Origin of the sequence: Caloramator sp. mosi_1 (genome assembly GCF_028622835.1) — a bacterium.
Classification (GTDB): domain Bacteria; phylum Bacillota; class Clostridia; order Clostridiales; family Caloramatoraceae; genus Thermobrachium.
Map to the genome: position 1 here is coordinate 2,706,320 of NZ_CP117677.1, position 25,803 is coordinate 2,732,122.

At 32.1% G+C, this 25,803-nt stretch carries 17 protein-coding genes and 9 pseudogenes; 6 read left to right on the forward strand and 20 right to left on the reverse strand.

Features of this window, described 5'->3' with window-relative positions; genetic code table 11:
- Positions 1-8: 8 nt before the first annotated feature.
- Positions 9-245 carry a preprotein translocase subunit SecG gene (gene secG / locus PL321_RS19140; protein WP_273963025.1) on the reverse strand — a complete coding sequence of 79 codons (237 nt, stop codon included), beginning with the start codon at positions 243-245 and terminating at the stop codon, positions 9-11.
- A gap of 417 nt (positions 246-662) precedes the next feature.
- Here secG and PL321_RS22085 point away from each other — a divergent pair, with 417 nt between their 5' ends.
- Both PL321_RS22085 and PL321_RS19150 read left to right on the forward strand, forming a co-directional pair.
- On the forward strand, positions 663-824 hold the full coding sequence (locus PL321_RS22085) for a transposase family protein (RefSeq protein WP_443110716.1): 162 nt from the start codon (positions 663-665) through the stop codon (positions 822-824).
- Complete coding sequence (locus PL321_RS19150) at positions 797-1,735, forward strand: ISL3 family transposase (protein WP_337961026.1); 939 nt, start codon at positions 797-799, stop codon at positions 1,733-1,735. The genes PL321_RS22085 and PL321_RS19150 overlap by 28 nt, the downstream gene beginning before the upstream one ends.
- Before the next feature lie 182 nt (positions 1,736-1,917).
- Here PL321_RS19150 and eno (PL321_RS19155) read toward each other — a convergent pair whose 3' ends face one another.
- From eno (PL321_RS19155) to PL321_RS19195, 9 genes and pseudogenes are all read right to left on the reverse strand, one after another.
- Positions 1,918-3,216 (reverse strand): phosphopyruvate hydratase, encoded by a 1,299-nt coding sequence (gene eno, locus PL321_RS19155; protein ID WP_273963026.1) that lies wholly within the window; start codon positions 3,214-3,216, stop codon positions 1,918-1,920.
- A gap of 18 nt (positions 3,217-3,234) precedes the next feature.
- Positions 3,235-4,769, reverse strand: a pseudogene (gene gpmI, locus PL321_RS19160) (2,3-bisphosphoglycerate-independent phosphoglycerate mutase).
- Positions 4,770-4,780: 11 nt separating this feature from the next.
- Positions 4,781-5,527, reverse strand: a complete 747-nt coding sequence (gene tpiA, locus PL321_RS19165; protein WP_273963027.1) for a triose-phosphate isomerase — start codon at positions 5,525-5,527, stop codon at positions 4,781-4,783.
- Positions 5,528-5,580: 53 nt separating this feature from the next.
- Positions 5,581-6,772 (reverse strand): annotated as a pseudogene (locus PL321_RS19170) (phosphoglycerate kinase).
- 71 nt (positions 6,773-6,843) lie between these two features.
- On the reverse strand, positions 6,844-7,854 hold the full coding sequence (gene gap, locus PL321_RS19175) for a type I glyceraldehyde-3-phosphate dehydrogenase (protein ID WP_273963028.1): 1,011 nt from the start codon (positions 7,852-7,854) through the stop codon (positions 6,844-6,846).
- 46 nt (positions 7,855-7,900) lie between these two features.
- Positions 7,901-8,934 (reverse strand): annotated as a pseudogene (locus tag PL321_RS19180) (sugar-binding transcriptional regulator).
- Positions 8,935-9,181: 247 nt separating this feature from the next.
- Complete coding sequence (locus PL321_RS19185; RefSeq protein ID WP_273964713.1) at positions 9,182-9,550, reverse strand: hypothetical protein; 369 nt, start codon at positions 9,548-9,550, stop codon at positions 9,182-9,184.
- Between the two features lie 13 nt (positions 9,551-9,563).
- Positions 9,564-10,520, reverse strand: coding sequence for an RNA polymerase factor sigma-54 (locus PL321_RS19190; protein ID WP_273963029.1), 957 nt, complete (start codon positions 10,518-10,520; stop codon positions 9,564-9,566).
- Positions 10,521-10,819: 299 nt separating this feature from the next.
- Positions 10,820-12,155, reverse strand: a pseudogene (locus PL321_RS19195) (IS1380 family transposase).
- Between the two features lie 324 nt (positions 12,156-12,479).
- On the opposite strand from PL321_RS19195, the gene PL321_RS22090 reads away from it, so the two are divergent.
- Positions 12,480-12,641, forward strand: coding sequence for a transposase family protein (locus tag PL321_RS22090; protein ID WP_443110716.1), 162 nt, complete (start codon positions 12,480-12,482; stop codon positions 12,639-12,641).
- On the forward strand, positions 12,614-13,552 hold the full coding sequence (locus PL321_RS19205) for an ISL3 family transposase (protein ID WP_337961026.1): 939 nt from the start codon (positions 12,614-12,616) through the stop codon (positions 13,550-13,552). The genes PL321_RS22090 and PL321_RS19205 overlap by 28 nt, the downstream gene beginning before the upstream one ends.
- Before the next feature lie 182 nt (positions 13,553-13,734).
- Here PL321_RS19205 and eno (PL321_RS19210) read toward each other — a convergent pair whose 3' ends face one another.
- The 9 genes and pseudogenes from eno (PL321_RS19210) to PL321_RS19250 all read right to left on the reverse strand — a co-directional run bounded on the left by eno (PL321_RS19210) (position 13,735) and on the right by PL321_RS19250 (position 23,975).
- Positions 13,735-15,033 carry a phosphopyruvate hydratase gene (eno, locus tag PL321_RS19210; protein WP_273963026.1) on the reverse strand — a complete coding sequence of 433 codons (1,299 nt, stop codon included), beginning with the start codon at positions 15,031-15,033 and terminating at the stop codon, positions 13,735-13,737.
- An 18-nt stretch (positions 15,034-15,051) separates the two neighbouring features.
- Positions 15,052-16,586: pseudogene (gene gpmI / locus PL321_RS19215) on the reverse strand (2,3-bisphosphoglycerate-independent phosphoglycerate mutase).
- A gap of 11 nt (positions 16,587-16,597) precedes the next feature.
- Positions 16,598-17,344 (reverse strand): triose-phosphate isomerase, encoded by a 747-nt coding sequence (gene tpiA / locus PL321_RS19220; protein ID WP_273963027.1) that lies wholly within the window; start codon positions 17,342-17,344, stop codon positions 16,598-16,600.
- Positions 17,345-17,397: 53 nt separating this feature from the next.
- Positions 17,398-18,590, reverse strand: a pseudogene (locus PL321_RS19225) (phosphoglycerate kinase).
- 71 nt (positions 18,591-18,661) lie between these two features.
- Positions 18,662-19,672: a type I glyceraldehyde-3-phosphate dehydrogenase gene (gene gap, locus PL321_RS19230; RefSeq protein ID WP_273963028.1), complete on the reverse strand. Its 1,011-nt coding sequence runs from the start codon at positions 19,670-19,672 to the stop codon at positions 18,662-18,664.
- A 46-nt stretch (positions 19,673-19,718) separates the two neighbouring features.
- Positions 19,719-20,752, reverse strand: a pseudogene (locus tag PL321_RS19235) (sugar-binding transcriptional regulator).
- Positions 20,753-20,999: 247 nt separating this feature from the next.
- Positions 21,000-21,368, reverse strand: coding sequence for a hypothetical protein (locus PL321_RS19240; protein ID WP_273964713.1), 369 nt, complete (start codon positions 21,366-21,368; stop codon positions 21,000-21,002).
- Positions 21,344-22,339, reverse strand: coding sequence for an RNA polymerase factor sigma-54 (locus PL321_RS19245; protein WP_273963030.1), 996 nt, complete (start codon positions 22,337-22,339; stop codon positions 21,344-21,346). Before PL321_RS19245 ends, PL321_RS19240 begins: the two co-directional genes overlap by 25 nt.
- A 299-nt stretch (positions 22,340-22,638) precedes the next feature.
- Positions 22,639-23,975: pseudogene (locus tag PL321_RS19250) on the reverse strand (IS1380 family transposase).
- Between the two features lie 325 nt (positions 23,976-24,300).
- Here PL321_RS19250 and PL321_RS22095 point away from each other — a divergent pair.
- Both PL321_RS22095 and PL321_RS19260 read left to right on the forward strand, forming a co-directional pair.
- A complete protein-coding gene (locus PL321_RS22095; RefSeq protein WP_443110716.1) occupies positions 24,301-24,462 on the forward strand; it encodes a transposase family protein in 162 nt (53 codons plus the stop codon).
- The gene (locus PL321_RS19260; RefSeq protein WP_337961026.1) at positions 24,435-25,373 is read left to right on the forward strand and encodes an ISL3 family transposase; all 939 of its coding nucleotides are present in this window, start codon (positions 24,435-24,437) and stop codon (positions 25,371-25,373) included. Before PL321_RS22095 ends, PL321_RS19260 begins: the two co-directional genes overlap by 28 nt.
- 182 nt (positions 25,374-25,555) lie before the next feature.
- On the opposite strand, the pseudogene eno (PL321_RS19265) reads toward PL321_RS19260, so the two are convergent.
- Positions 25,556-25,801 (reverse strand): annotated as a pseudogene (gene eno / locus PL321_RS19265) (phosphopyruvate hydratase); the annotation flags it as partial.
- Positions 25,802-25,803: the final 2 nt, after the last annotated feature.

Here is a 25,803-nt window from a genome sequence, read left to right on the forward strand (position 1 = left end):
CCTTTTTATTAGTGGTTAGTTAAATATACTAACACCATTGATGTTATAACAAACAACACCATTGAAATAATTGTTAGTCTTTGGAGTTTTGCCTCCATTGTTCTTGATTTGTTTTTACCAAAGAAGGTTTCTGCACCACCTGAAATTGTTGTTGATAGACCATAAACCTTTGATGGTTGTAAAAATATTGAACCTATTACAAGTAAACTAAATATAACGTGTAGAATTGAAACAAATGTCTTCATCTTTACACCTCCCACCTCTTAAGTCTAAACTTATTTTAACACAGGTTAAATAAATTAACAAGATTTTTCAGAATATTTTGTTATTAATGCCTACTTTATCAATTAATGTGCTACACAAATTATTACAGGTGCTATTTATAATTATACTATAAAAAGGAGCAAAGCTCCCTTAAAAATAATGGTTCTATAATAAATGTTGGGGCGTAGACCCAGCATATTTTTACAAAAAATATGTGCACCTGATTAGACACCTGGTAAAATTAAAATAACCAAACAAAAACCTTACCTGAAAGGAGGCATCCATCAAGTGCACACTAATAATTCTATCAAAAATTTATTAGGTTTTAAAGATGTTATTATAAAAAGATTATTCATAATGACACGTACATTGAGATATACTTAGAAACTAAGAAAAAAATTTGTACTTGCCCTAATTGTAATTCCAAAGTTACAAGAGTTCACGATTATAGAATTCAGCGTATTAAAGACATACCCTTATTCTTTAAACATACTTTTATCATTCTTAAAAAACGTAGATATCGTTGTAATGCCTGCGGCAAAAATTTTATGAACATATAGAATTTTTACCTCGTTATCATAGAATAACTAATAGATTAGCTATGTTTGTAATTTATGAATTATCTAATGAATATAGTATGACATCAGTTGCTAGAAAAACTAATCTATCTATCGATACTATAAAACGTATTTTTGATAATGTATCTTACTCTTCTCCTACTAATTTACCTAAAATAATATCTATAGATGAATTTAAAGGTAACTCTGGTGGTTCTAAATATCATTGTGCAATAGTCGATCCTGTTAATCATAAAATACTAGACATTATTAAAGATAGAAAAGAGCATATTCTTATAGATTATTTTAGAAAAATTAAAAATCGCGATAGCGTTACACACTTTATTTGTGATATGTGGCAACCCTATATTGATTTAGCTAAAACTTATTTCAAAAATGCTGTAATTGTTATAGATAAATTTCACTATATTAGACAAGTCATATGGGCAGTAGAAGCGGTAAGAAAACGTATCCAAAGAGAACTATCAATTAAATTAAGAAAATACTTTAAAAGAAGTAAAAAGCTTATTTTAAAAAGATATGGCTTACTTGATACAGATTCAAAGTTAGCTTTACAAGTTATGTTTTCTTATAATAGTGAATTAGCAATTGCCCACACTTTAAAGGAAAAGTTATTGAGTATTATTGATGCTTCACCTTCTTCTAACGAAGCTCGTGTCCTCTTAAAAGATTGGATTAAACTTGCACAAAATAGTGGTATCAATGAATTGAAAAGATGTGCAAATACCTATATCAGATATTTTAATGAGATTTGTAATTCTTTTGATATTCCTTATACAAATGCTTGTATAGAAGGATTTAATAATAAAATCAAAGTTATTAAAAGAATAGCCTTCGGCTATAGAAATTTTGATAGATTCAGGAATAGAATTCTTCATTGTTGTAATAAATAATCTGTTAAATATTGTATTTTAGGAAATCCAACTATCGTTGGTCTTTTTGTCGTGCAATTTTTTAAGGGTAAACTCCCCTCATCCTATCTATCTTGCTAAAATCATTATCAAATAAGAAAGGACAGGCATTCTAATCTAATGCCCGCCCCAACTATTGACAAAGAGCCAAAATAATTTATTTATTACTTTTTAACATTGTAGAAGGCGTCTCTTCCAAGGTACTTAGCAACTTCTGCAAGTTCATCTTCAATTCTTAGTAATTGGTTGTATTTTGCAACTCTGTCTGTTCTACAAGGAGCACCAGTCTTTATTTGACCTGCATTAGTTGCAACAACAAGGTCAGCTATTGTTGTATCTTCTGATTCACCTGATCTATGTGATACTACTGCAGTGTAACCTGCTCTTTCAGCCATTTCAATAGCTTCTAATGTTTCTGTTAGAGTACCTATTTGGTTAAGCTTTATAAGGATTGAGTTAGCAACTCCCATTTCAATTCCTCTTGATAGTCTCTTAGTGTTTGTAACAAATAGGTCGTCTCCAACTAATTGAATCTTTGAACCAAGCTTTTCAGTAAGTAGCTTCCATCCTTCCCAGTCTTCTTCTGCAAGACCGTCTTCTAATGAAACTATTGGATACTTTTCAACAAGGTCAGCCCAGAAATCAACCATTTCAGCAGCTGTAAGTACTCTTCCTTCTCCTTCTAAGTGATACTTTCCATCTTCCTTGTATAGTTCTGTTGCAGCAGCGTCAATTGCTATAGCTACTTGTTCACCTGGCTTGTATCCAGCCTTTTCTACTGCTTCAAGTATAACTTGGATAGCTTCTTCGTTTGACTTAAGGTTTGGAGCAAATCCACCTTCATCACCAATTGCAGTATTGTATCCCTTTTCGCTTAATGTCTTCTTTAGTGAGTGGTAAACTTCTGCACACATTCTTAATGCTTCGCTGAAGTTTGGAGCACCAACTGGCATAACCATAAATTCTTGTATATCAACATTGTTGTCAGCGTGCTTTCCACCATTTAGAATGTTCATCATTGGAACTGGAAGAACCTTTGCATTTACTCCTCCTATGTATTGATATAGTGGTAATCCTAAGCTTTCAGCAGCAGCTCTTGCAACAGCAAGTGAAACTCCAAGTATTGCATTAGCTCCAAGCTTACCCTTATTTTCTGTACCATCAAGCTCAATTAGAGTTTTATCTATTAAAGTTTGATCATATACATTCATACCAATTAATTCTGGTGCTATTATGTTATTTACATTTTCAACAGCCTTTAGAACACCTTTTCCAAGGTATCTTGATTTGTCTCCATCTCTTAATTCAACTGCTTCAAATGCTCCTGTAGATGCACCTGATGGAACTATTGCTCTACCAACTGTTCCATCTTCTAATATAACCTCTACTTCTACAGTTGGGTTTGCTCTTGAGTCAAGAACTTCTCTTGCATAAACATCGATTATTTCTAAATATCTTTTCATTTTTATGTCTCCTTTCCTTTATTTATTTTTTATTAATGATTTTCCTGTCATTTCAACAGGAATATCTAAATCCATAATTTCAAGCATTGTTGGTGCAATATCACATAATCTTCCACCATCTCTTAACTCTACCTTTTTATCACCAACAACTATAAACGGAACTAAGTTAGTTGTATGTGCTGTATATGGTTCGCCTGTTTCATAATCAACCATCATTTCAGCATTTCCGTGGTCTGCTGTAATTAATACAGTACCACCCTTTTCTCTTACCTTTGAAACAACTTTACCTATACATTCATCAACTGCTTCAACTGCCTTCTTAGCAGCATCAAATACTCCTGTATGTCCAACCATATCTGGATTTGCAAAATTTAATATTACAACATCATATATGTCCTTATCTAATTCTTCACATACGTTATCTGCTACAAGATATGCACTCATTTCTGGTTGAAGATCATACGTTGCAACCTTTGGAGATTGAATAAGAACTCTCTCTTCATCCTTATTTGGAGCTTCTACACCACCATTGAAGAAGAAGGTAACGTGTGCATACTTTTCTGTTTCAGCAATTCTAAGTTGCTTTAACCCTTTACTTGCAACATATTCTCCAAAAGTATTCTTATATACTTCTGGTCTATATGCTATATCAACATTTTCAATTGTCTTATCATATTGAGTCATACATACAAAATGAACCTTAAAGTAATTTCTTTCAAATCCTGCAAACTCAACATCAACAAGTGCTCTTGTTATTTGTCTTGCTCTGTCTGGTCTAAAGTTAAAGAATATTACAGAGTCATTTTCCTTTATTCTTGCAACAGGTCTTTCGTTTTCAATTATAACTGTTGGAAGTACAAACTCATCTGTTCTGTTTTCTGCATAGGATTTTTCAACAGCTTCTCTTGCACTATTTGCAATTTCACCTTGTGCATTTACCATAGCATCATAGGCAAGCTTTGTTCTCTCCCATCTCTTATCTCTATCCATTGAGTAATATCTTCCAGAAATAGTAGCTATTTTACCTACTCCTGTTTCCTTCATATACTTTTCAAGTCTATCAATGTATTCAAGAGCTGATGATGGTGGAACGTCTCTTCCATCAAGAAAGGCGTGAACAAACACCCTATTTAAATCCATATCCTTGCATAACTTAATTAATGCTTCTAAGTGATCTATATGGCTGTGAACTCCTCCATCTGAAAGAAGCCCCATAAGGTGAATATCACTGTTGTTATTTTTAGCATTTTCTATTGCTTTTATTAGTGCATCGTTTTTAAAAATCCACCTTCTTCTATCTCTTTATTAATTCTTGTATATTCTTGATAAATTATTCTACCTGCACCAATGTTCAAATGTCCAACTTCTGAGTTACCCATTTGTCCTCTTGGAAGTCCAACATCTAATCCACTGGCACTAAGCATTGTGTGGGGGTATTCATTCCATAACTTATCAAAATTAGGCTTATTAGCATTAGCAATTGCATTACCTTCTGCCTTTTCATTGATACCCCATCCATCAAGTATCATTAGCATTACAGGTTTTTTCTGCATATTTTACCTCCTTAATAATTAACGATTGCTGCAAAATCTTCTACCTTTAAACTTGCTCCTCCAACCAGTGCTCCGTCGATGTCGCTTTGTTCCATTTGTTCTTTAATTGTGCTTGGCTTAACGCTTCCACCATATTGAATTCTTATTTCTTCTGCTGCCTTTTCGCCAAACATTTCTCTTATTTTGCCTCTTATATACTTAATAACTTCATTTGCATCTTCTGCTGTTGCTGTTTTACCAGTACCAATTGCCCAAACTGGTTCATAAGCAATAACCATTTTTGCAACGTTGTCAGCATCAACATCCTTTAAGTCTTCGATAAGTTGCTTGTCTATTACTTCAAATGTCTTACCAGCTTCTCTCTCTTCTAAAAGCTCACCTACACATAAAATTGGAGTTAAGCCGTGAATAAAAGCTGATTTAACCTTTTTATTTATAAGCTCATCATCTTCCTTAAAATACATTCTTCTTTCGCTATGTCCTAAGATTACATACTTTACTCCAAGTTCCTTTAGCATAACAGGTGAAATTTCGCCAGTGAAGGCACCGTTTTCTTCATAGTGCATATTTTGTGCCCCTACTTCAATATTTGTATCTTCAACTAAAGTTAATACTTGAGTAAGTGATGTAAAAGGTGGACATACTACTACTTCACAGTTAGCATCCTTTACCTTATCTCTTAACTCAATAATAAATTGTGCTGCTTCCTTTGCAGTTTTGTTCATTTTCCAGTTTCCTGCTATAATTGGTTTTCTCATTATAGTTCCTCCTTTTAGGAATTTAGGATAGGGGATAGACCCCTATCTTTTTATTATTTATCGTTTAATGCTGCAATACCTGGAAGAACTTTTCCTTCTAAGAATTCAAGTGAAGCTCCTCCACCAGTTGATATATGTGTCATCTTTTCAGCATATCCAAGTTGTTCAACAGCTGCGGCTGAATCTCCACCACCAATTATTGTAGTTCCATTTACCTTAGATAATGCTTCTGCAACAGCCTTTGTACCTACTGCAAACTTTGGCATTTCAAATACACCCATAGGTCCATTCCAAATTACAGTCTTTGCATCTAAAACTGCCTCTTCGAAAAGTTTAACAGTTTTTGGTCCAATGTCAAGACCCATATAATCTGCTGGAATTTCAACATCAACAGTCATTGCTTCTGCATCGTTGCTAAATTCTTTTGCCACAACGTGGTCAACAGGAAGGTAAACCTTAACTCCCTTTTCTTCTGCCTTCTTTAGCATTTCCTTTGCATAATCTATCTTATCTTCTTCAAGAAGTGATTTTCCTATTTCAAATCCTTGTGCCTTTAGGAATGTATAAGCCATTCCCCACCTATTATTAATCTATCAACCTTTTCAATTAGGTTGTTTATAACGTTAATTTTGTCTGATACTTTAGCACCACCAAGTATAGCTACGAATGGTCTTTCTGGATTTTCAAGAGCTTTACCCATTATTTCAATTTCCTTTTCAATTAGGAAACCTGCAACGGCTGGTAAAAATTCTGCTACACCTGCAGTAGATGAGTGAGCTCTGTGGGCTGTACCAAAAGCGTCATTTACAAATATGTCTGCAAGTGATGCAAGCTTCTTAGCAAAATCCATATCATTCTTTGTTTCTGTCTTTATAAATCTAACGTTTTCAAGAAGAACAACGTCGCCTTCCTTCATTTCATTTACAAGTCTTACAGCGTTTTCTCCAACAACTTCCTTATCTTCAGCAAGCTTAACTTCAAGTCCTAATAGTTCTGATAGTCTCTTAGCTACTGGCTTTACGCTGTATTTTTCTTCATATCCTTCCTTTGGTCTTCCAAGGTGTGACATTAATATTACCTTTGCACCGTTTTCAAGAAGATATTTTATAGTTGGAAGTGCTGCAACTATTCTTCTATCATCAGTTATGTTTCCTTCTTTATCTTGTGGAACATTAAAGTCACATCTTACAAGTACCTTTTACCCCTTACATCTATATCTCTAACTGTTTTCTTATTCATACCCAAAACCTCTCTTTCAATAATTTAGGAAAATAAGTCCGGCCTTATAGCCGAAACTACAAAACCGGACTTAAGAATTACATTCTTTCAGCTATGTAGTTTACAAGGTCGATTATTCTGTTTGAATAACCCCATTCATTGTCATACCAAGAAACAACCTTAACCATATTACCTTCAATAACCATAGTTGAAAGTGCATCTACTATTGATGATCTTTCGTCTCCTCTGTAGTCTATTGAAACAAGTGGTTCTTCTGAGTATCCAAGGATTCCCTTCATTTCACCTTCTGCAGCTTCCTTAAGTGCAGCATTTACTTCTTCTACAGTTGTTGGTCTTGTAACTTCTACAACAAGGTCAGTTACTGATACAGTTGGAGTTGGAACTCTTAGAGCAAATCCATTTAGCTTACCCTTTAGGTTTGGAAGTACCTTACCTACTGCCTTTGCAGCACCAGTTGTTGTTGGGATTATTGATTCAGCAGCTGCTCTTGCTCTTCTTAAATCCTTGTGTGGAAGGTCAAGAATTCTTTGGTCATTTGTATATGAGTGAACTGTAGTCATAAGACCCTTAACTATACCAAACTTTTCATCAAGAACCTTAGCAAATGGTGCTAAGCAGTTTGTTGTACAAGAAGCATTTGATATAATGTGGTGATTATTTGGATCGTAATCCTTTTCATTAACACCCATAACTATTGTTATATCTTCATCTGTAGCTGGAGCTGAAATTAGAACCTTCTTTGCACCTGCTTCTATGTGAGCTCTTGCCTTTTCAGCCTTTGTAAATAGACCTGTTGATTCTATTACTATATCTACTCCAAGGTCCTTCCAAGGAAGATTCTTTGGATCCTTTTCAGCATATACTCTTATTTCTTTTCCATTAACTATTAGGCTATTTTCTGTAGCTTCTACTGTTCCGTCAAACTTACCAAAGCAAGAGTCATACTTTAAAAGATGTGCAAGTGTCTTTGCATCTGTTAAATCGTTAATTGCAACGATTTCTACATCCTTGTTTAATCTTGTTTGAGCAATTTTGAATGCGTTTCTTCCAATTCTACCAAACCCGTTGATAGCAACTTTAATTGTCATAATTAATCCCTCCTAATTTTATGACTTTTATATAAAGATAGCAAAGCTATCTTCTATTCATATTTTGTAGATTTAAAATCTCCTTTGCCGCTGCCTCATCAGTTACTATTACCATATTGGGATTATTTATTTTTGTTGCAATTATTGCTTCTGCTTTACCCTTTCCTCCTGCTACTGCTACTATATGTTTTATATTCGGTACATCTTTAAAATCAAGTCCTATTGTTGGTGTTTTATATACTATATCTCCACATTTATTAAAATAATAACCAAAGGCCTCAGCAACTGCTCCTTTAGATAAAAGCTCCTTTATTTCAGATTCTTCAAGACCTCTTCTTTTGACATTTCATCAGCTCTGCCTATACCAAAAATCAATATATCAGCTTTACTTATATTCTGTACAACATCCTTTATACCTGGTTCATTCAACATAGTTCCCAGTGCCTCTTTGCTTAGATTGTCAGGTACGTGTAGCAGTTTATAATTAGCACCTATTTTATACGCAAGCTTTGCAGCAAGTGTACTTGCTTGTGTCTCAACGTTTCTTCCTATTCCTCCTCTTGCTGGAACAACAAGAACATTCTCCTTAGTAACCTTTGGAAAATTATCTATAACCTGAGAAACAGATGAACCACCTGTTAAAGCTATTATGCTGTCATTTGAAATTAGTGACTTAATATAAGCTGCTGCAAGTCTTCCCATTTCTTTAAGCACTGTTATATCTTCGTCTATGTCACCAGGCACAACTATAACTTTATGTACTCCTAAAATCTTCTTTAGCTTATTTTCAACATCTGCAAGGCCGCTTATTTCGTGAATCATCTCTTCAAGGCTTTCTAATATATATTCCCCATCTTTTGTTACTGTCATACCTGTTGAATATATTTCTATAAGACCTTGCTCTTTAAGGAAATTAACCTCAGTTCTAACTACTCTTTCACCTAAATCAAGTTCTTGGGACAATGCTCTTCTACCAACAGGTTGGTTGTAATATATGCATTTTAATATCTTATATCTTTTTAAAAGCAGTTCTACAATTTCTGGAACTATCCTTTGTTGTAACGATAACACATTTTTCAAGTATGTCACTCCCCTAAACCTGTTGTAGGGACTATTTTTGTCCCTATGTATTATTTTTGTCCCACTCCAATTTCTACTATATCATTAAAATTATTATTTTTCAATATATTTTCTAAAAATTCTTATTTACCATACACATTTATTATTTGTTTTGAGTAATTTGTGTATTCATAATTTAATTACATAAAATAAGAACCCCTAAAGCCTTTTTAAACCTTAATAATTTTAGGCTCTAAGGGTTTAATACTTATCTTATCTTTCTTTTAGATGAAGATTCAATTCCAAGCTCTTCTCTGTATTTTGTAACTGTTCTTCTTGAAATTTTGACACCACTTACATTTAGCATATCTGCTATCTGCTGGTCTGAATAATGCTTCTTCTTGTTTTCGCTGTTTATAATCTCTTGTATTTTATTTTTTAATACATCTATAGATACATTATCACCAAAGGAGGTGCTTAAACCACGAACTAAAAAGTATTTAAGTTCAAATACACCCTTTGGGGTCTGTGCATATTTTCCGTTTATTGCTCTACTTACAGTTGATTCGTGCAGTCCTGTTTCTTCTGAAATCGTTTTTAAATTAAGGGGCTTTAAAGGGTGATCATATTTAAAAATTCAATTTGATGTTTTACAATTGTTTCTGCCACCTTTTTATAGTTTCTCGTCTCTGTTCTATACTTTTTATAAGCCAATATGCAGCTTCTATCTTTGCTTTTATATACTTATATTCTTCAGAATTTTTATTTCGCAAAATATTTTTATAATGTTTATTAATCTTAAGTATAGGTAAATTATCTTCATTTACCCTTACAAAATACTCTCCATCAACTACTTCTATATATACATCAGGCACAACATATCTTACTGTGTCATCTCCAAGCCTGCAGCCTGGCTTAGGATCTAAAGACTTTATGACTTCTATATATCTTAATAGCTTATCCTCTGAAACGCTATATTTTTGAGATATAAAGGTATAGGCCTTATTTGCAATATTCTCAAGTTCATTATCAATTAGTTTTTCATAAAGTGAGTCATATATACCCTTATTTTTTAGTTGAATTTTTAAACATTCCTTTAAATTTCTTGCACATACTCCGCTTGGTTCAAAATCCTGTATTATAGAAATGATATTTTTCACAATGTCAAGGGATACTTTAAACTTATTTGCAATTGAAAGCTCGTGCATATTTAAGTATCCATTTTGGTCAAGATTATCTATTATATACTCTGCTATTTTTCTATCTCTTTTTGTAAGTGGTATATATCCAAGCTGTTCCTTAAGACAATCATAAAGACTCCTTTTGTTGCTTAAAAAGTAGAAGGGAGTTATCTTTTCATCCTCTTCATCCTCTGAATAATCAATAAAATAGTCATCATTAAAATCTGAATAAATTTGAATTACCTTATCTAATCTATCCTCATAACCTGAATCAAGCTCTAAAACTGGATTTTCAAGTAACTCATCTTCAATATACTCTTTTAGTTCATTGTTAGGAAGTTGTAAAACCTTTACGGCAAGCTGCATCTCCTGTGTCATTACAAGTTTTTGTTCCAGTTTTAAATCTAAAGTAAAATTCAAGCTCATAGTATCCCCCACAAAATGTATTTTGTATTACATATTATATTGGTTCTATAATAAATGTTGGGGCGTAGACCCAGCATATTTTTTACAAAAAATATGTGCACCTGATTAGACACCTGGTAAAATTAAACTTGAATTCGGCAAGTAAATTTTAAAAAGTTTCTACTTGCCATTTTTGTTTTCTTTATGAATAAATTTACATTTATTATGATATTTTATACCGTTAGGTCTTTTTTGAGTATACTTAATAAACCCAAATAACATTTGGATTTTTAAGGGAATTTATTGTTTTTATTTTACTATTAAGTATAAACTGTTATCATTTTTCTACTAAAAATATGTATTTGTTTTTGAATATGAGTAATGATTTTTTCTAATAAGCAATTATTTGAAAAACTTAAATATCTATAATATTTGCTGCCGCAAACATTACCACAAACTCTATAAAATATTCTTCTTAATGTACTAATTTCATGATGTTGTACTTCCTTAGGCATGATTGCTTGTTTAAACCAGTTATGAATGTTATATGCTATCATTTTTATTAAAAGGTACAATTCATTGCATTTATGATTTACTAAACTATTTTCGCTAAAGGCATAGCCTTCTTTTATTTCATCTATATTATTTTCAACATCACATCGTTGATTATAATCTTGAAATATTTCTTCAGGTGTTAAATAATTTATATTTGTTACTATTGCTTGATATTTATATTTACATTCTTCGAACATTAACTGATTCATATTTTTTGGAATAATTTTTTCTCTTATAATCACAAATCTTCTTGCTCTTTGCCATTTAGGCAATGGAACTGTAATTTCTGTAACAGATAAAGTAGAACTTATATCGTGCCATATATAATCCTTTGGATTATTATTTATAAAATCTATTATCATTTTAACAGTAGAATACATTTTACATTTAACAACATATTCTATTCCATTATCTTCAAAATATAAAAAGTTTTCTTCATCAAAAACCTCTATCAAGTCTAACTCTTTTAAGAATATATCTTGAAGGAAGCTGGTTTACACAACTCTTAAAGAAATCTAAAAATTTATAATTACTATGGTGTCTACCATTTTCAAGAGTAATGTTAAGTAATTCATCAGTTCCTGAAATAAACCCAACTTTTTCTTTAAATGATGGTCTTCCATTGTACCTTGGATTATATCCTATTCCTGATTTTTCTTGATTACCAAAGATAGTTATAACAGTATCATCAATATTAATACAAACCTCGCGTACATCTTCAGTTGAAGACTTTAAGTCAAGTATTTTTTTATTTATAGTTCTTAATTCTTCTAAAGTTTCTGTTGGTAAAGCTTTTAAGAGATCTCTACATACTTTTTCACTGGGTAATTTATCTACACCTTTAAACTTTTTATATCCTTCATCATTTCTTAATGTTTCAATGTGCATAAATCTTGAGAAACCAAGAATATTTGCATCAATCATGTATTCTATAATTTCTGCAGTATTAAAAGTAGAATTAGCGGCCTTCTTATAGGTTACGCCTTTTTCTAAAATAGTTGGTAATCCTATTATTTGTTTAAAGGATTCCACATAAGAAAAAGTTGCTACAGAAGTAACTTTGGTATCATTAAATTTTGCTTTCATGTTCAAAAATCTAATTTTCTTCTTTAAATTTTTTGATTTTGTTGTAAACTATCCATAGAAATCACCCTTTTGTGTTTTAGTTTTGCAATTATATTTTAACACTTAAAAGGGATGATTTCTTTTAATTTTTGAACAAAAATCCTTTAATTCCAATGTCTTTCGGCATTACTTGCCGAATACAAGTTAAAATAACCAAACAAAAACCTTACCTGAAAGGAGGCATCCATCAAGTGCACACTAATAATTCTATCAAAAATTTATTAGGTTTTAAAGATGTTATTATAAAAAGATTATTCATAATGACACGTACATTGAGATATACTTAGAAACTAAGAAAAAATTTGTACTTGCCCTAATTGTAATTCCAAAGTTACAAGAGTTCACGATTATAGAATTCAGCGTATTAAAGACATACCCTTATTCTTTAAACATACTTTTATCATTCTTAAAAAACGTAGATATCGTTGTAATGCCTGCGGCAAAAATTTTATGAACATATAGAATTTTTACCTCGTTATCATAGAATAACTAATAGATTAGCTATGTTTGTAATTTATGAATTATCTAATGAATATAGTATGACATCAGTTGCTAGAAAAACTAATCTATCTATCGATACTATAAAACGTATTTTTGATAATGTATCTTACTCTTCTCCTACTAATTTACCTAAAATAATATCTATAGATGAATTTAAAGGTAACTCTGGTGGTTCTAAATATCATTGTGCAATAGTCGATCCTGTTAATCATAAAATACTAGACATTATTAAAGATAGAAAAGAGCATATTCTTATAGATTATTTTAGAAAAATTAAAAATCGCGATAGCGTTACACACTTTATTTGTGATATGTGGCAACCCTATATTGATTTAGCTAAAACTTATTTCAAAAATGCTGTAATTGTTATAGATAAATTTCACTATATTAGACAAGTCATATGGGCAGTAGAAGCGGTAAGAAAACGTATCCAAAGAGAACTATCAATTAAATTAAGAAAATACTTTAAAAGAAGTAAAAAGCTTATTTTAAAAAGATATGGCTTACTTGATACAGATTCAAAGTTAGCTTTACAAGTTATGTTTTCTTATAATAGTGAATTAGCAATTGCCCACACTTTAAAGGAAAAGTTATTGAGTATTATTGATGCTTCACCTTCTTCTAACGAAGCTCGTGTCCTCTTAAAAGATTGGATTAAACTTGCACAAAATAGTGGTATCAATGAATTGAAAAGATGTGCAAATACCTATATCAGATATTTTAATGAGATTTGTAATTCTTTTGATATTCCTTATACAAATGCTTGTATAGAAGGATTTAATAATAAAATCAAAGTTATTAAAAGAATAGCCTTCGGCTATAGAAATTTTGATAGATTCAGGAATAGAATTCTTCATTGTTGTAATAAATAATCTGTTAAATATTGTATTTTAGGAAATCCAACTATCGTTGGTCTTTTTGTCGTGCAATTTTTTAAGGGTAAACTCCCCTCATCCTATCTATCTTGCTAAAATCATTATCAAATAAGAAAGGACAGGCATTCTAATCTAATGCCCGCCCCAACTATTGACAAAGAGCCAAAATAATTTATTTATTACTTTTTAACATTGTAGAAGGCGTCTCTTCCAAGGTACTTAGCAACTTCTGCAAGTTCATCTTCAATTCTTAGTAATTGGTTGTATTTTGCAACTCTGTCTGTTCTACAAGGAGCACCAGTCTTTATTTGACCTGCATTAGTTGCAACAACAAGGTCAGCTATTGTTGTATCTTCTGATTCACCTGATCTATGTGATACTACTGCAGTGTAACCTGCTCTTTCAGCCATTTCAATAGCTTCTAATGTTTCTGTTAGAGTACCTATTTGGTTAAGCTTTATAAGGATTGAGTTAGCAACTCCCATTTCAATTCCTCTTGATAGTCTCTTAGTGTTTGTAACAAATAGGTCGTCTCCAACTAATTGAATCTTTGAACCAAGCTTTTCAGTAAGTAGCTTCCATCCTTCCCAGTCTTCTTCTGCAAGACCGTCTTCTAATGAAACTATTGGATACTTTTCAACAAGGTCAGCCCAGAAATCAACCATTTCAGCAGCTGTAAGTACTCTTCCTTCTCCTTCTAAGTGATACTTTCCATCTTCCTTGTATAGTTCTGTTGCAGCAGCGTCAATTGCTATAGCTACTTGTTCACCTGGCTTGTATCCAGCCTTTTCTACTGCTTCAAGTATAACTTGGATAGCTTCTTCGTTTGACTTAAGGTTTGGAGCAAATCCACCTTCATCACCAATTGCAGTATTGTATCCCTTTTCGCTTAATGTCTTCTTTAGTGAGTGGTAAACTTCTGCACACATTCTTAATGCTTCGCTGAAGTTTGGAGCACCAACTGGCATAACCATAAATTCTTGTATATCAACATTGTTGTCAGCGTGCTTTCCACCATTTAGAATGTTCATCATTGGAACTGGAAGAACCTTTGCATTTACTCCTCCTATGTATTGATATAGTGGTAATCCTAAGCTTTCAGCAGCAGCTCTTGCAACAGCAAGTGAAACTCCAAGTATTGCATTAGCTCCAAGCTTACCCTTATTTTCTGTACCATCAAGCTCAATTAGAGTTTTATCTATTAAAGTTTGATCATATACATTCATACCAATTAATTCTGGTGCTATTATGTTATTTACATTTTCAACAGCCTTTAGAACACCTTTTCCAAGGTATCTTGATTTGTCTCCATCTCTTAATTCAACTGCTTCAAATGCTCCTGTAGATGCACCTGATGGAACTATTGCTCTACCAACTGTCCCATCTTCTAATATAACCTCTACTTCTACAGTTGGGTTTGCTCTTGAGTCAAGAACTTCTCTTGCATAAACATCGATTATTTCTAAATATCTTTTCATTTTTATGTCTCCTTTCCTTTATTTATTTTTTATTAATGATTTTCCTGTCATTTCAACAGGAATATCTAAATCCATAATTTCAAGCATTGTTGGTGCAATATCACATAATCTTCCACCATCTCTTAACTCTACCTTTTTATCACCAACAACTATAAACGGAACTAAGTTAGTTGTATGTGCTGTATATGGTTCGCCTGTTTCATAATCAACCATCATTTCAGCATTTCCGTGGTCTGCTGTAATTAATACAGTACCACCCTTTTCTCTTACCTTTGAAACAACTTTACCTATACATTCATCAACTGCTTCAACTGCCTTCTTAGCAGCATCAAATACTCCTGTATGTCCAACCATATCTGGATTTGCAAAATTTAATATTACAACATCATATATGTCCTTATCTAATTCTTCACATACGTTATCTGCTACAAGATATGCACTCATTTCTGGTTGAAGATCATACGTTGCAACCTTTGGAGATTGAATAAGAACTCTCTCTTCATCCTTATTTGGAGCTTCTACACCACCATTGAAGAAGAAGGTAACGTGTGCATACTTTTCTGTTTCAGCAATTCTAAGTTGCTTTAACCCTTTACTTGCAACATATTCTCCAAAAGTATTCTTATATACTTCTGGTCTATATGCTATATCAACATTTTCAATTGTCTTATCATATTGAGTCATACATACAAAATGAACCTTAAAGTAATTTCTTTCAAATCCTGCAAACTCAACATCAACAAGTGCTCTTGTTATTTGTCTTGCTCTGTCTGGTCTAAAGTTAAAGAATATTACAGAGTCATTTTCCTTTATTCTTGCAACAGGTCTTTCGTTTTCAATTATAACTGTTGGAAGTACAAACTCATCTGTTCTGTTTTCTGCATAGGATTTTTCAACAGCTTCTCTTGCACTATTTGCAATTTCACCTTGTGCATTTACCATAGCATCATAGGCAAGCTTTGTTCTCTCCCATCTCTTATCTCTATCCATTGAGTAATATCTTCCAGAAATAGTAGCTATTTTACCTACTCCTGTTTCCTTCATATACTTTTCAAGTCTATCAATGTATTCAAGAGCTGATGATGGTGGAACGTCTCTTCCATCAAGAAAGGCGTGAACAAACACCCTATTTAAATCCATATCCTTGCATAACTTAATTAATGCTTCTAAGTGATCTATATGGCTGTGAACTCCTCCATCTGAAAGAAGCCCCATAAGGTGAATATCACTGTTGTTATTTTTAGCATTTTCTATTGCTTTTATTAGTGCATCGTTTTTAAAAATCCACCTTCTTCTATCTCTTTATTAATTCTTGTATATTCTTGATAAATTATTCTACCTGCACCAATGTTCAAATGTCCAACTTCTGAGTTACCCATTTGTCCTCTTGGAAGTCCAACATCTAATCCACTGGCACTAAGCATTGTGTGGGGGTATTCATTCCATAACTTATCAAAATTAGGCTTATTAGCATTAGCAATTGCATTACCTTCTGCCTTTTCATTGATACCCCATCCATCAAGTATCATTAGCATTACAGGTTTTTTCTGCATATTTTACCTCCTTAATAATTAACGATTGCTGCAAAATCTTCTACCTTTAAACTTGCTCCTCCAACCAGTGCTCCGTCGATGTCGCTTTGTTCCATTTGTTCTTTAATTGTGCTTGGCTTAACGCTTCCACCATATTGAATTCTTATTTCTTCTGCTGCCTTTTCGCCAAACATTTCTCTTATTTTGCCTCTTATATACTTAATAACTTCATTTGCATCTTCTGCTGTTGCTGTTTTACCAGTACCAATTGCCCAAACTGGTTCATAAGCAATAACCATTTTTGCAACGTTGTCAGCATCAACATCCTTTAAGTCTTCGATAAGTTGCTTGTCTATTACTTCAAATGTCTTACCAGCTTCTCTCTCTTCTAAAAGCTCACCTACACATAAAATTGGAGTTAAGCCGTGAATAAAAGCTGATTTAACCTTTTTATTTATAAGCTCATCATCTTCCTTAAAATACATTCTTCTTTCGCTATGTCCTAAGATTACATACTTTACTCCAAGTTCCTTTAGCATAACAGGTGAAATTTCGCCAGTGAAGGCACCGTTTTCTTCATAGTGCATATTTTGTGCCCCTACTTCAATATTTGTATCTTCAACTAAAGTTAATACTTGAGTAAGTGATGTAAAAGGTGGACATACTACTACTTCACAGTTAGCATCCTTTACCTTATCTCTTAACTCAATAATAAATTGTGCTGCTTCCTTTGCAGTTTTGTTCATTTTCCAGTTTCCTGCTATAATTGGTTTTCTCATTATAGTTCCTCCTTTTAGGAATTTAGGATAGGGGATAGACCCCTATCTTTTTATTATTTATCGTTTAATGCTGCAATACCTGGAAGAACTTTTCCTTCTAAGAATTCAAGTGAAGCTCCTCCACCAGTTGATATATGTGTCATCTTTTCAGCATATCCAAGTTGTTCAACAGCTGCGGCTGAATCTCCACCACCAATTATTGTAGTTCCATTTACCTTAGATAATGCTTCTGCAACAGCCTTTGTACCTACTGCAAACTTTGGCATTTCAAATACACCCATAGGTCCATTCCAAATTACAGTCTTTGCATCTAAAACTGCCTCTTCGAAAAGTTTAACAGTTTTTGGTCCAATGTCAAGACCCATATAATCTGCTGGAATTTCAACATCAACAGTCATTGCTTCTGCATCGTTGCTAAATTCTTTTGCCACAACGTGGTCAACAGGAAGGTAAACCTTAACTCCCTTTTCTTCTGCCTTCTTTAGCATTTCCTTTGCATAATCTATCTTATCTTCTTCAAGAAGTGATTTTCCTATTTCAAATCCTTGTGCCTTTAGGAATGTATAAGCCATTCCCCACCTATTATTAATCTATCAACCTTTTCAATTAGGTTGTTTATAACGTTAATTTTGTCTGATACTTTAGCACCACCAAGTATAGCTACGAATGGTCTTTCTGGATTTTCAAGAGCTTTACCCATTATTTCAATTTCCTTTTCAATTAGGAAACCTGCAACGGCTGGTAAAAATTCTGCTACACCTGCAGTAGATGAGTGAGCTCTGTGGGCTGTACCAAAAGCGTCATTTACAAATATGTCTGCAAGTGATGCAAGCTTCTTAGCAAAATCCATATCATTCTTTGTTTCTGTCTTTATAAATCTAACGTTTTCAAGAAGAACAACGTCGCCTTCCTTCATTTCATTTACAAGTCTTACAGCGTTTTCTCCAACAACTTCCTTATCTTCAGCAAGCTTAACTTCAAGTCCTAATAGTTCTGATAGTCTCTTAGCTACTGGCTTTACGCTGTATTTTTCTTCATATCCTTCCTTTGGTCTTCCAAGGTGTGACATTAATATTACCTTTGCACCGTTTTCAAGAAGATATTTTATAGTTGGAAGTGCTGCAACTATTCTTCTATCATCAGTTATGTTTCCTTCTTTATCTTGTGGAACATTAAAGTCACATCTTACAAGTACCTTTTTACCCCTTACATCTATATCTCTAACTGTTTTCTTATTCATACCCAAAACCTCTCTTTCAATAATTTAGGAAAATAAGTCCGGCCTTATAGCCGAAACTACAAAACCGGACTTAAGAATTACATTCTTTCAGCTATGTAGTTTACAAGGTCGATTATTCTGTTTGAATAACCCCATTCATTGTCATACCAAGAAACAACCTTAACCATATTACCTTCAATAACCATAGTTGAAAGTGCATCTACTATTGATGATCTTTCGTCTCCTCTGTAGTCTATTGAAACAAGTGGTTCTTCTGAGTATCCAAGGATTCCCTTCATTTCACCTTCTGCAGCTTCCTTAAGTGCAGCATTTACTTCTTCTACAGTTGTTGGTCTTGTAACTTCTACAACAAGGTCAGTTACTGATACAGTTGGAGTTGGAACTCTTAGAGCAAATCCATTTAGCTTACCCTTTAGGTTTGGAAGTACCTTACCTACTGCCTTTGCAGCACCAGTTGTTGTTGGGATTATTGATTCAGCAGCTGCTCTTGCTCTTCTTAAATCCTTGTGTGGAAGGTCAAGAATTCTTTGGTCATTTGTATATGAGTGAACTGTAGTCATAAGACCCTTAACTATACCAAACTTTTCATCAAGAACCTTAGCAAATGGTGCTAAGCAGTTTGTTGTACAAGAAGCATTTGATATAATGTGGTGATTATTTGGATCGTAATCCTTTTCATTAACACCCATAACTATTGTTATATCTTCATCTGTAGCTGGAGCTGAAATTAGAACCTTCTTTGCACCTGCTTCTATGTGAGCTCTTGCCTTTTCAGCCTTTGTAAATAGACCTGTTGATTCTATTACTATATCTACTCCAAGGTCCTTCCAAGGAAGATTCTTTGGATCCTTTTCAGCATATACTCTTATTTCTTTTCCATTAACTATTAGGCTATTTTCTGTAGCTTCTACTGTTCCGTCAAACTTACCAAAGCAAGAGTCATACTTTAAAAGATGTGCAAGTGTCTTTGCATCTGTTAAATCGTTAATTGCAACGATTTCTACATCCTTGTTTAATCTTGTTTGAGCAATTTTGAATGCGTTTCTTCCAATTCTACCAAACCCGTTGATAGCAACTTTAATTGTCATAATTAATCCCTCCTAATTTTATGACTTTTATATAAAGATAGCAAAGCTATCTTCTATTCATATTTTGTAGATTTAAAATCTCCTTTGCCGCTGCCTCATCAGTTACTATTACCATATTGGGATTATTTATTTTTGTTGCAATTATTGCTTCTGCTTTACCCTTTCCTCCTGCTACTGCTACTATATGTTTTATATTCGGTACATCTTTAAAATCAAGTCCTATTGTTGGTGTTTTATATACTATATCTCCACATTTATTAAAATAATAACCAAAGGCCTCAGCAACTGCTCCTTTAGATAAAAGCTCCTTTATTTCAGATTCTTCAAGACCTCTTCTTTTGACATTTCATCAGCTCTGCCTATACCAAAAATCAATATATCAGCTTTACTTATATTCTGTACAACATCCTTTATACCTGGTTCATTCAACATAGTTCCCAGTGCCTCTTTGCTTAGATTGTCAGGTACGTGTAGCAGTTTATAATTAGCACCTATTTTATACGCAAGCTTTGCAGCAAGTGTACTTGCTTGTGTCTCAACGTTTCTTCCTATTCCTCCTCTTGCTGGAACAACAAGAACATTCTCCTTAGTAACCTTTGGAAAATTATCTATAACCTGAGAAACAGATGAACCACCTGTTAAAGCTATTATGCTGTCATTTGAAATTAGTGACTTAATATAAGCTGCTGCAAGTCTTCCCATTTCTTTAAGCACTGTTATATCTTCGTCTATGTCACCAGGCACAACTATAACTTTATGTACTCCTAAAATCTTCTTTAGCTTATTTTCAACATCTGCAAGGCCGCTTATTTCGTGAATCATCTCTTCAAGGCTTTCTAATATATATTCCCCATCTTTTGTTACTGTCATACCTGTTGAATATATTTCTATAAGACCTTGCTCTTTAAGGAAATTAACCTCAGTTCTAACTACTCTTTCACCTAAATCAAGTTCTTGGGACAATGCTCTTCTACCAACAGGTTGGTTGTAATATATGCATTTTAATATCTTATATCTTTTTAAAAGCAGTTCTACAATTTCTGGAACTATCCTTTGTTGTAACGATAACACATTTTTCAAGTATGTCACTCCCCTAAACCTGTTGTAGGGACTATTTTTGTCCCTATGTATTATTTTTGTCCCACTCCAATTTCTACTATATCATTAAAATTATTATTTTTCAATATATTTTCTAAAAATTCTTATTTACCATACACATTTATTATTTGTTTTGAGTAATTTGTGTATTCATAATTTAATTACATAAAATAAGAACCCCTAAAGCCTTTTTAAACCTTAATAATTTTAGGCTCTAAGGGTTTAATACTTATCTTATCTTTCTTTTAGATGAAGATTCAATTCCAAGCTCTTCTCTGTATTTTGTAACTGTTCTTCTTGAAATTTTGACACCACTTACATTTAGCATATCTGCTATCTGCTGGTCTGAATAATGCTTCTTCTTGTTTTCGCTGTTTATAATCTCTTGTATTTTATTTTTTAATACATCTATAGATACATTATCACCAAAGGAGGTGCTTAAACCACGAACTAAAAAGTATTTAAGTTCAAATACACCCTTTGGGGTCTGTGCATATTTTCCGTTTATTGCTCTACTTACAGTTGATTCGTGCAGTCCTGTTTCTTCTGAAATCGTTTTTAAATTAAGGGGCTTTAAAGGGTGATCATATTTAAAAATTCAATTTGATGTTTTACAATTGTTTCTGCCACCTTTTTTATAGTTTCTCGTCTCTGTTCTATACTTTTTATAAGCCAATATGCAGCTTCTATCTTTGCTTTTATATACTTATATTCTTCAGAATTTTTATTTCGCAAAATATTTTTATAATGTTTATTAATCTTAAGTATAGGTAAATTATCTTCATTTACCCTTACAAAATACTCTCCATCAACTACTTCTATATATACATCAGGCACAACATATCTTACTGTGTCATCTCCAAGCCTGCAGCCTGGCTTAGGATCTAAAGACTTTATGACTTCTATATATCTTAATAGCTTATCCTCTGAAACGCTATATTTTTGAGATATAAAGGTATAGGCCTTATTTGCAATATTCTCAAGTTCATTATCAATTAGTTTTTCATAAAGTGAGTCATATATACCCTTATTTTTTAGTTGAATTTTTAAACATTCCTTTAAATTTCTTGCACATACTCCGCTTGGTTCAAAATCCTGTATTATAGAAATGATATTTTTCACAATGTCAAGGGATACTTTAAACTTATTTGCAATTGAAAGCTCGTGCATATTTAAGTATCCATTTTGGTCAAGATTATCTATTATATACTCTGCTATTTTTCTATCTCTTTTTGTAAGTGGTATATATCCAAGCTGTTCCTTAAGACAATCATAAAGACTCCTTTTGTTGCTTAAAAAGTAGAAGGGAGTTATCTTTTCATCCTCTTCATCCTCTGAATAATCAATAAAATAGTCATCATTAAAATCTGAATAAATTTGAATTACCTTATCTAATCTATCCTCATAACCTGAATCAAGCTCTAAAACTGGATTTTCAAGTAACTCATCTTCAATATACTCTTTTAGTTCATTGTTAGGAAGTTGTAAAACCTTTACGGCAAGCTGCATCTCCTGTGTCATTACAAGTTTTTGTTCCAGTTTTAAATCTAAAGTAAAATTCAAGCTCATAGTATCCCCCACAAAATGTATTTTGTATTACATATTATATTGGTTCTATAATAAATGTTGGGGCGTAGACCCAGCATATTTTTTACAAAAAATATGTGCACCTGATTAGACACCTGGTAAAATTAAACTTGAATTCGGCAAGTAAATTTTAAAAAGTTTCTACTTGCCATTTTTGTTTTCTTTATGAATAAATTTACATTTATTATGATATTTTATACCGTTAGGTCTTTTTTGAGTATACTTAATAAACCCAAATAACATTTGGATTTTTAAGGGAATTTATTGTTTTTATTTTACTATTAAGTATAAACTGTTATCATTTTTCTACTAAAAATATGTATTTGTTTTTGAATATGAGTAATGATTTTTTCTAATAAGCAATTATTTGAAAAACTTAAATATCTATAATATTTGCTGCCGCAAACATTACCACAAACTCTATAAAATATTCTTCTTAATGTACTAATTTCATGATGTTGTACTTCCTTAGGCATGATTGCTTGTTTAAACCAGTTATGAATGTTATATGCTATCATTTTTATTAAAAGGTACAATTCATTGCATTTATGATTTACTAAACTATTTTCGCTAAAGGCATAGCCTTCTTTTATTTCATCTATATTATTTTCAACATCACATCGTTGATTATAATCTTGAAATATTTCTTCAGGTGTTAAATAATTTATATTTGTTACTATTGCTTGATATTTATATTTACATTCTTCGAACATTAACTGATTCATATTTTTTGGAATAATTTTTTCTCTTATAATCACAAATCTTCTTGCTCTTTGCCATTTAGGCAATGGAACTGTAATTTCTGTAACAGATAAAGTAGAACTTATATCGTGCCATATATAATCCTTTGGATTATTATTTATAAAATCTATTATCATTTTAACAGTAGAATACATTTTACATTTAACAACATATTCTATTCCATTATCTTCAAAATATAAAAAGTTTTCTTCATCAAAAAACCTCTATCAAGTCTAACTCTTTTAAGAATATATCTTGAAGGAAGCTGGTTTACACAACTCTTAAAGAAATCTAAAAATTTATAATTACTATGGTGTCTACCATTTTCAAGAGTAATGTTAAGTAATTCATCAGTTCCTGAAATAAACCCAACTTTTTCTTTAAATGATGGTCTTCCATTGTACCTTGGATTATATCCTATTCCTGATTTTTCTTGATTACCAAAGATAGTTATAACAGTATCATCAATATTAATACAAACCTCGCGTACATCTTCAGTTGAAGACTTTAAGTCAAGTATTTTTTTATTTATAGTTCTTAATTCTTCTAAAGTTTCTGTTGGTAAAGCTTTTAAGAGATCTCTACATACTTTTTCACTGGGTAATTTATCTACACCTTTAAACTTTTTATATCCTTCATCATTTCTTAATGTTTCAATGTGCATAAATCTTGAGAAACCAAGAATATTTGCATCAATCATGTATTCTATAATTTCTGCAGTATTAAAAGTAGAATTAGCGGCCTTCTTATAGGTTACGCCTTTTTCTAAAATAGTTGGTAATCCTATTATTTGTTTAAAGGATTCCACATAAGAAAAAGTTGCTACAGAAGTAACTTTGGTATCATTAAATTTTGCTTTCATGTTCAAAAATCTAATTTTCTTCTTTAAATTTTTTGATTTTGTTGTAAACTATCCATAGAAATCACCCTTTTGTGTTTTAGTTTTGCAATTATATTTTAACACTTAAAAGGGATGATTTCTTTTAATTTTTTGAACAAAAATCCTTTAATTCCAATGTCTTTCGGCATTACTTGCCGAATACAAGTTAAAATAACCAAACAAAAACCTTACCTGAAAGGAGGCATCCATCAAGTGCACACTAATAATTCTATCAAAAATTTATTAGGTTTTAAAGATGTTATTATAAAAAGATTATTCATAATGACACGTACATTGAGATATACTTAGAAACTAAGAAAAAATTTGTACTTGCCCTAATTGTAATTCCAAAGTTACAAGAGTTCACGATTATAGAATTCAGCGTATTAAAGACATACCCTTATTCTTTAAACATACTTTTATCATTCTTAAAAAACGTAGATATCGTTGTAATGCCTGCGGCAAAAATTTTATGAACATATAGAATTTTTACCTCGTTATCATAGAATAACTAATAGATTAGCTATGTTTGTAATTTATGAATTATCTAATGAATATAGTATGACATCAGTTGCTAGAAAAACTAATCTATCTATCGATACTATAAAACGTATTTTTGATAATGTATCTTACTCTTCTCCTACTAATTTACCTAAAATAATATCTATAGATGAATTTAAAGGTAACTCTGGTGGTTCTAAATATCATTGTGCAATAGTCGATCCTGTTAATCATAAAATACTAGACATTATTAAAGATAGAAAAGAGCATATTCTTATAGATTATTTTAGAAAAATTAAAAATCGCGATAGCGTTACACACTTTATTTGTGATATGTGGCAACCCTATATTGATTTAGCTAAAACTTATTTCAAAAATGCTGTAATTGTTATAGATAAATTTCACTATATTAGACAAGTCATATGGGCAGTAGAAGCGGTAAGAAAACGTATCCAAAGAGAACTATCAATTAAATTAAGAAAATACTTTAAAAGAAGTAAAAAGCTTATTTTAAAAAGATATGGCTTACTTGATACAGATTCAAAGTTAGCTTTACAAGTTATGTTTTCTTATAATAGTGAATTAGCAATTGCCCACACTTTAAAGGAAAAGTTATTGAGTATTATTGATGCTTCACCTTCTTCTAACGAAGCTCGTGTCCTCTTAAAAGATTGGATTAAACTTGCACAAAATAGTGGTATCAATGAATTGAAAAGATGTGCAAATACCTATATCAGATATTTTAATGAGATTTGTAATTCTTTTGATATTCCTTATACAAATGCTTGTATAGAAGGATTTAATAATAAAATCAAAGTTATTAAAAGAATAGCCTTCGGCTATAGAAATTTTGATAGATTCAGGAATAGAATTCTTCATTGTTGTAATAAATAATCTGTTAAATATTGTATTTTAGGAAATCCAACTATCGTTGGTCTTTTTGTCGTGCAATTTTTTAAGGGTAAACTCCCCTCATCCTATCTATCTTGCTAAAATCATTATCAAATAAGAAAGGACAGGCATTCTAATCTAATGCCCGCCCCAACTATTGACAAAGAGCCAAAATAATTTATTTATTACTTTTTAACATTGTAGAAGGCGTCTCTTCCAAGGTACTTAGCAACTTCTGCAAGTTCATCTTCAATTCTTAGTAATTGGTTGTATTTTGCAACTCTGTCTGTTCTACAAGGAGCACCAGTCTTTATTTGACCTGCATTAGTTGCAACAACAAGGTCAGCTATTGTTGTATCTTCTGATTCACCTGATCTATGTGATACTACTGCAGTGTAACCTGCTCTTTCAACCATTTCAATAGCTTCTAATG

Coding starts and splice junctions, on each gene's coding strand:
- secG (WP_273963025.1), bottom strand. CDS start 245: ATGAAGACATTTGTTTCAATTCTACACGTTATATTTAGTTTACTTGTA.
- eno (WP_273963026.1), bottom strand. CDS start 3,216: ATGAAAAGATATTTAGAAATAATCGATGTTTATGCAAGAGAAGTTCTT.
- tpiA (WP_273963027.1), bottom strand. CDS start 5,527: ATGAGAAAACCAATTATAGCAGGAAACTGGAAAATGAACAAAACTGCA.
- gap (WP_273963028.1), bottom strand. CDS start 7,854: ATGACAATTAAAGTTGCTATCAACGGGTTTGGTAGAATTGGAAGAAAC.
- PL321_RS19190 (WP_273963029.1), bottom strand. CDS start 10,520: ATGAGCTTGAATTTTACTTTAGATTTAAAACTGGAACAAAAACTTGTA.
- eno (WP_273963026.1), bottom strand. CDS start 15,033: ATGAAAAGATATTTAGAAATAATCGATGTTTATGCAAGAGAAGTTCTT.
- tpiA (WP_273963027.1), bottom strand. CDS start 17,344: ATGAGAAAACCAATTATAGCAGGAAACTGGAAAATGAACAAAACTGCA.
- gap (WP_273963028.1), bottom strand. CDS start 19,672: ATGACAATTAAAGTTGCTATCAACGGGTTTGGTAGAATTGGAAGAAAC.
- PL321_RS19245 (WP_273963030.1), bottom strand. CDS start 22,339: ATGAGCTTGAATTTTACTTTAGATTTAAAACTGGAACAAAAACTTGTA.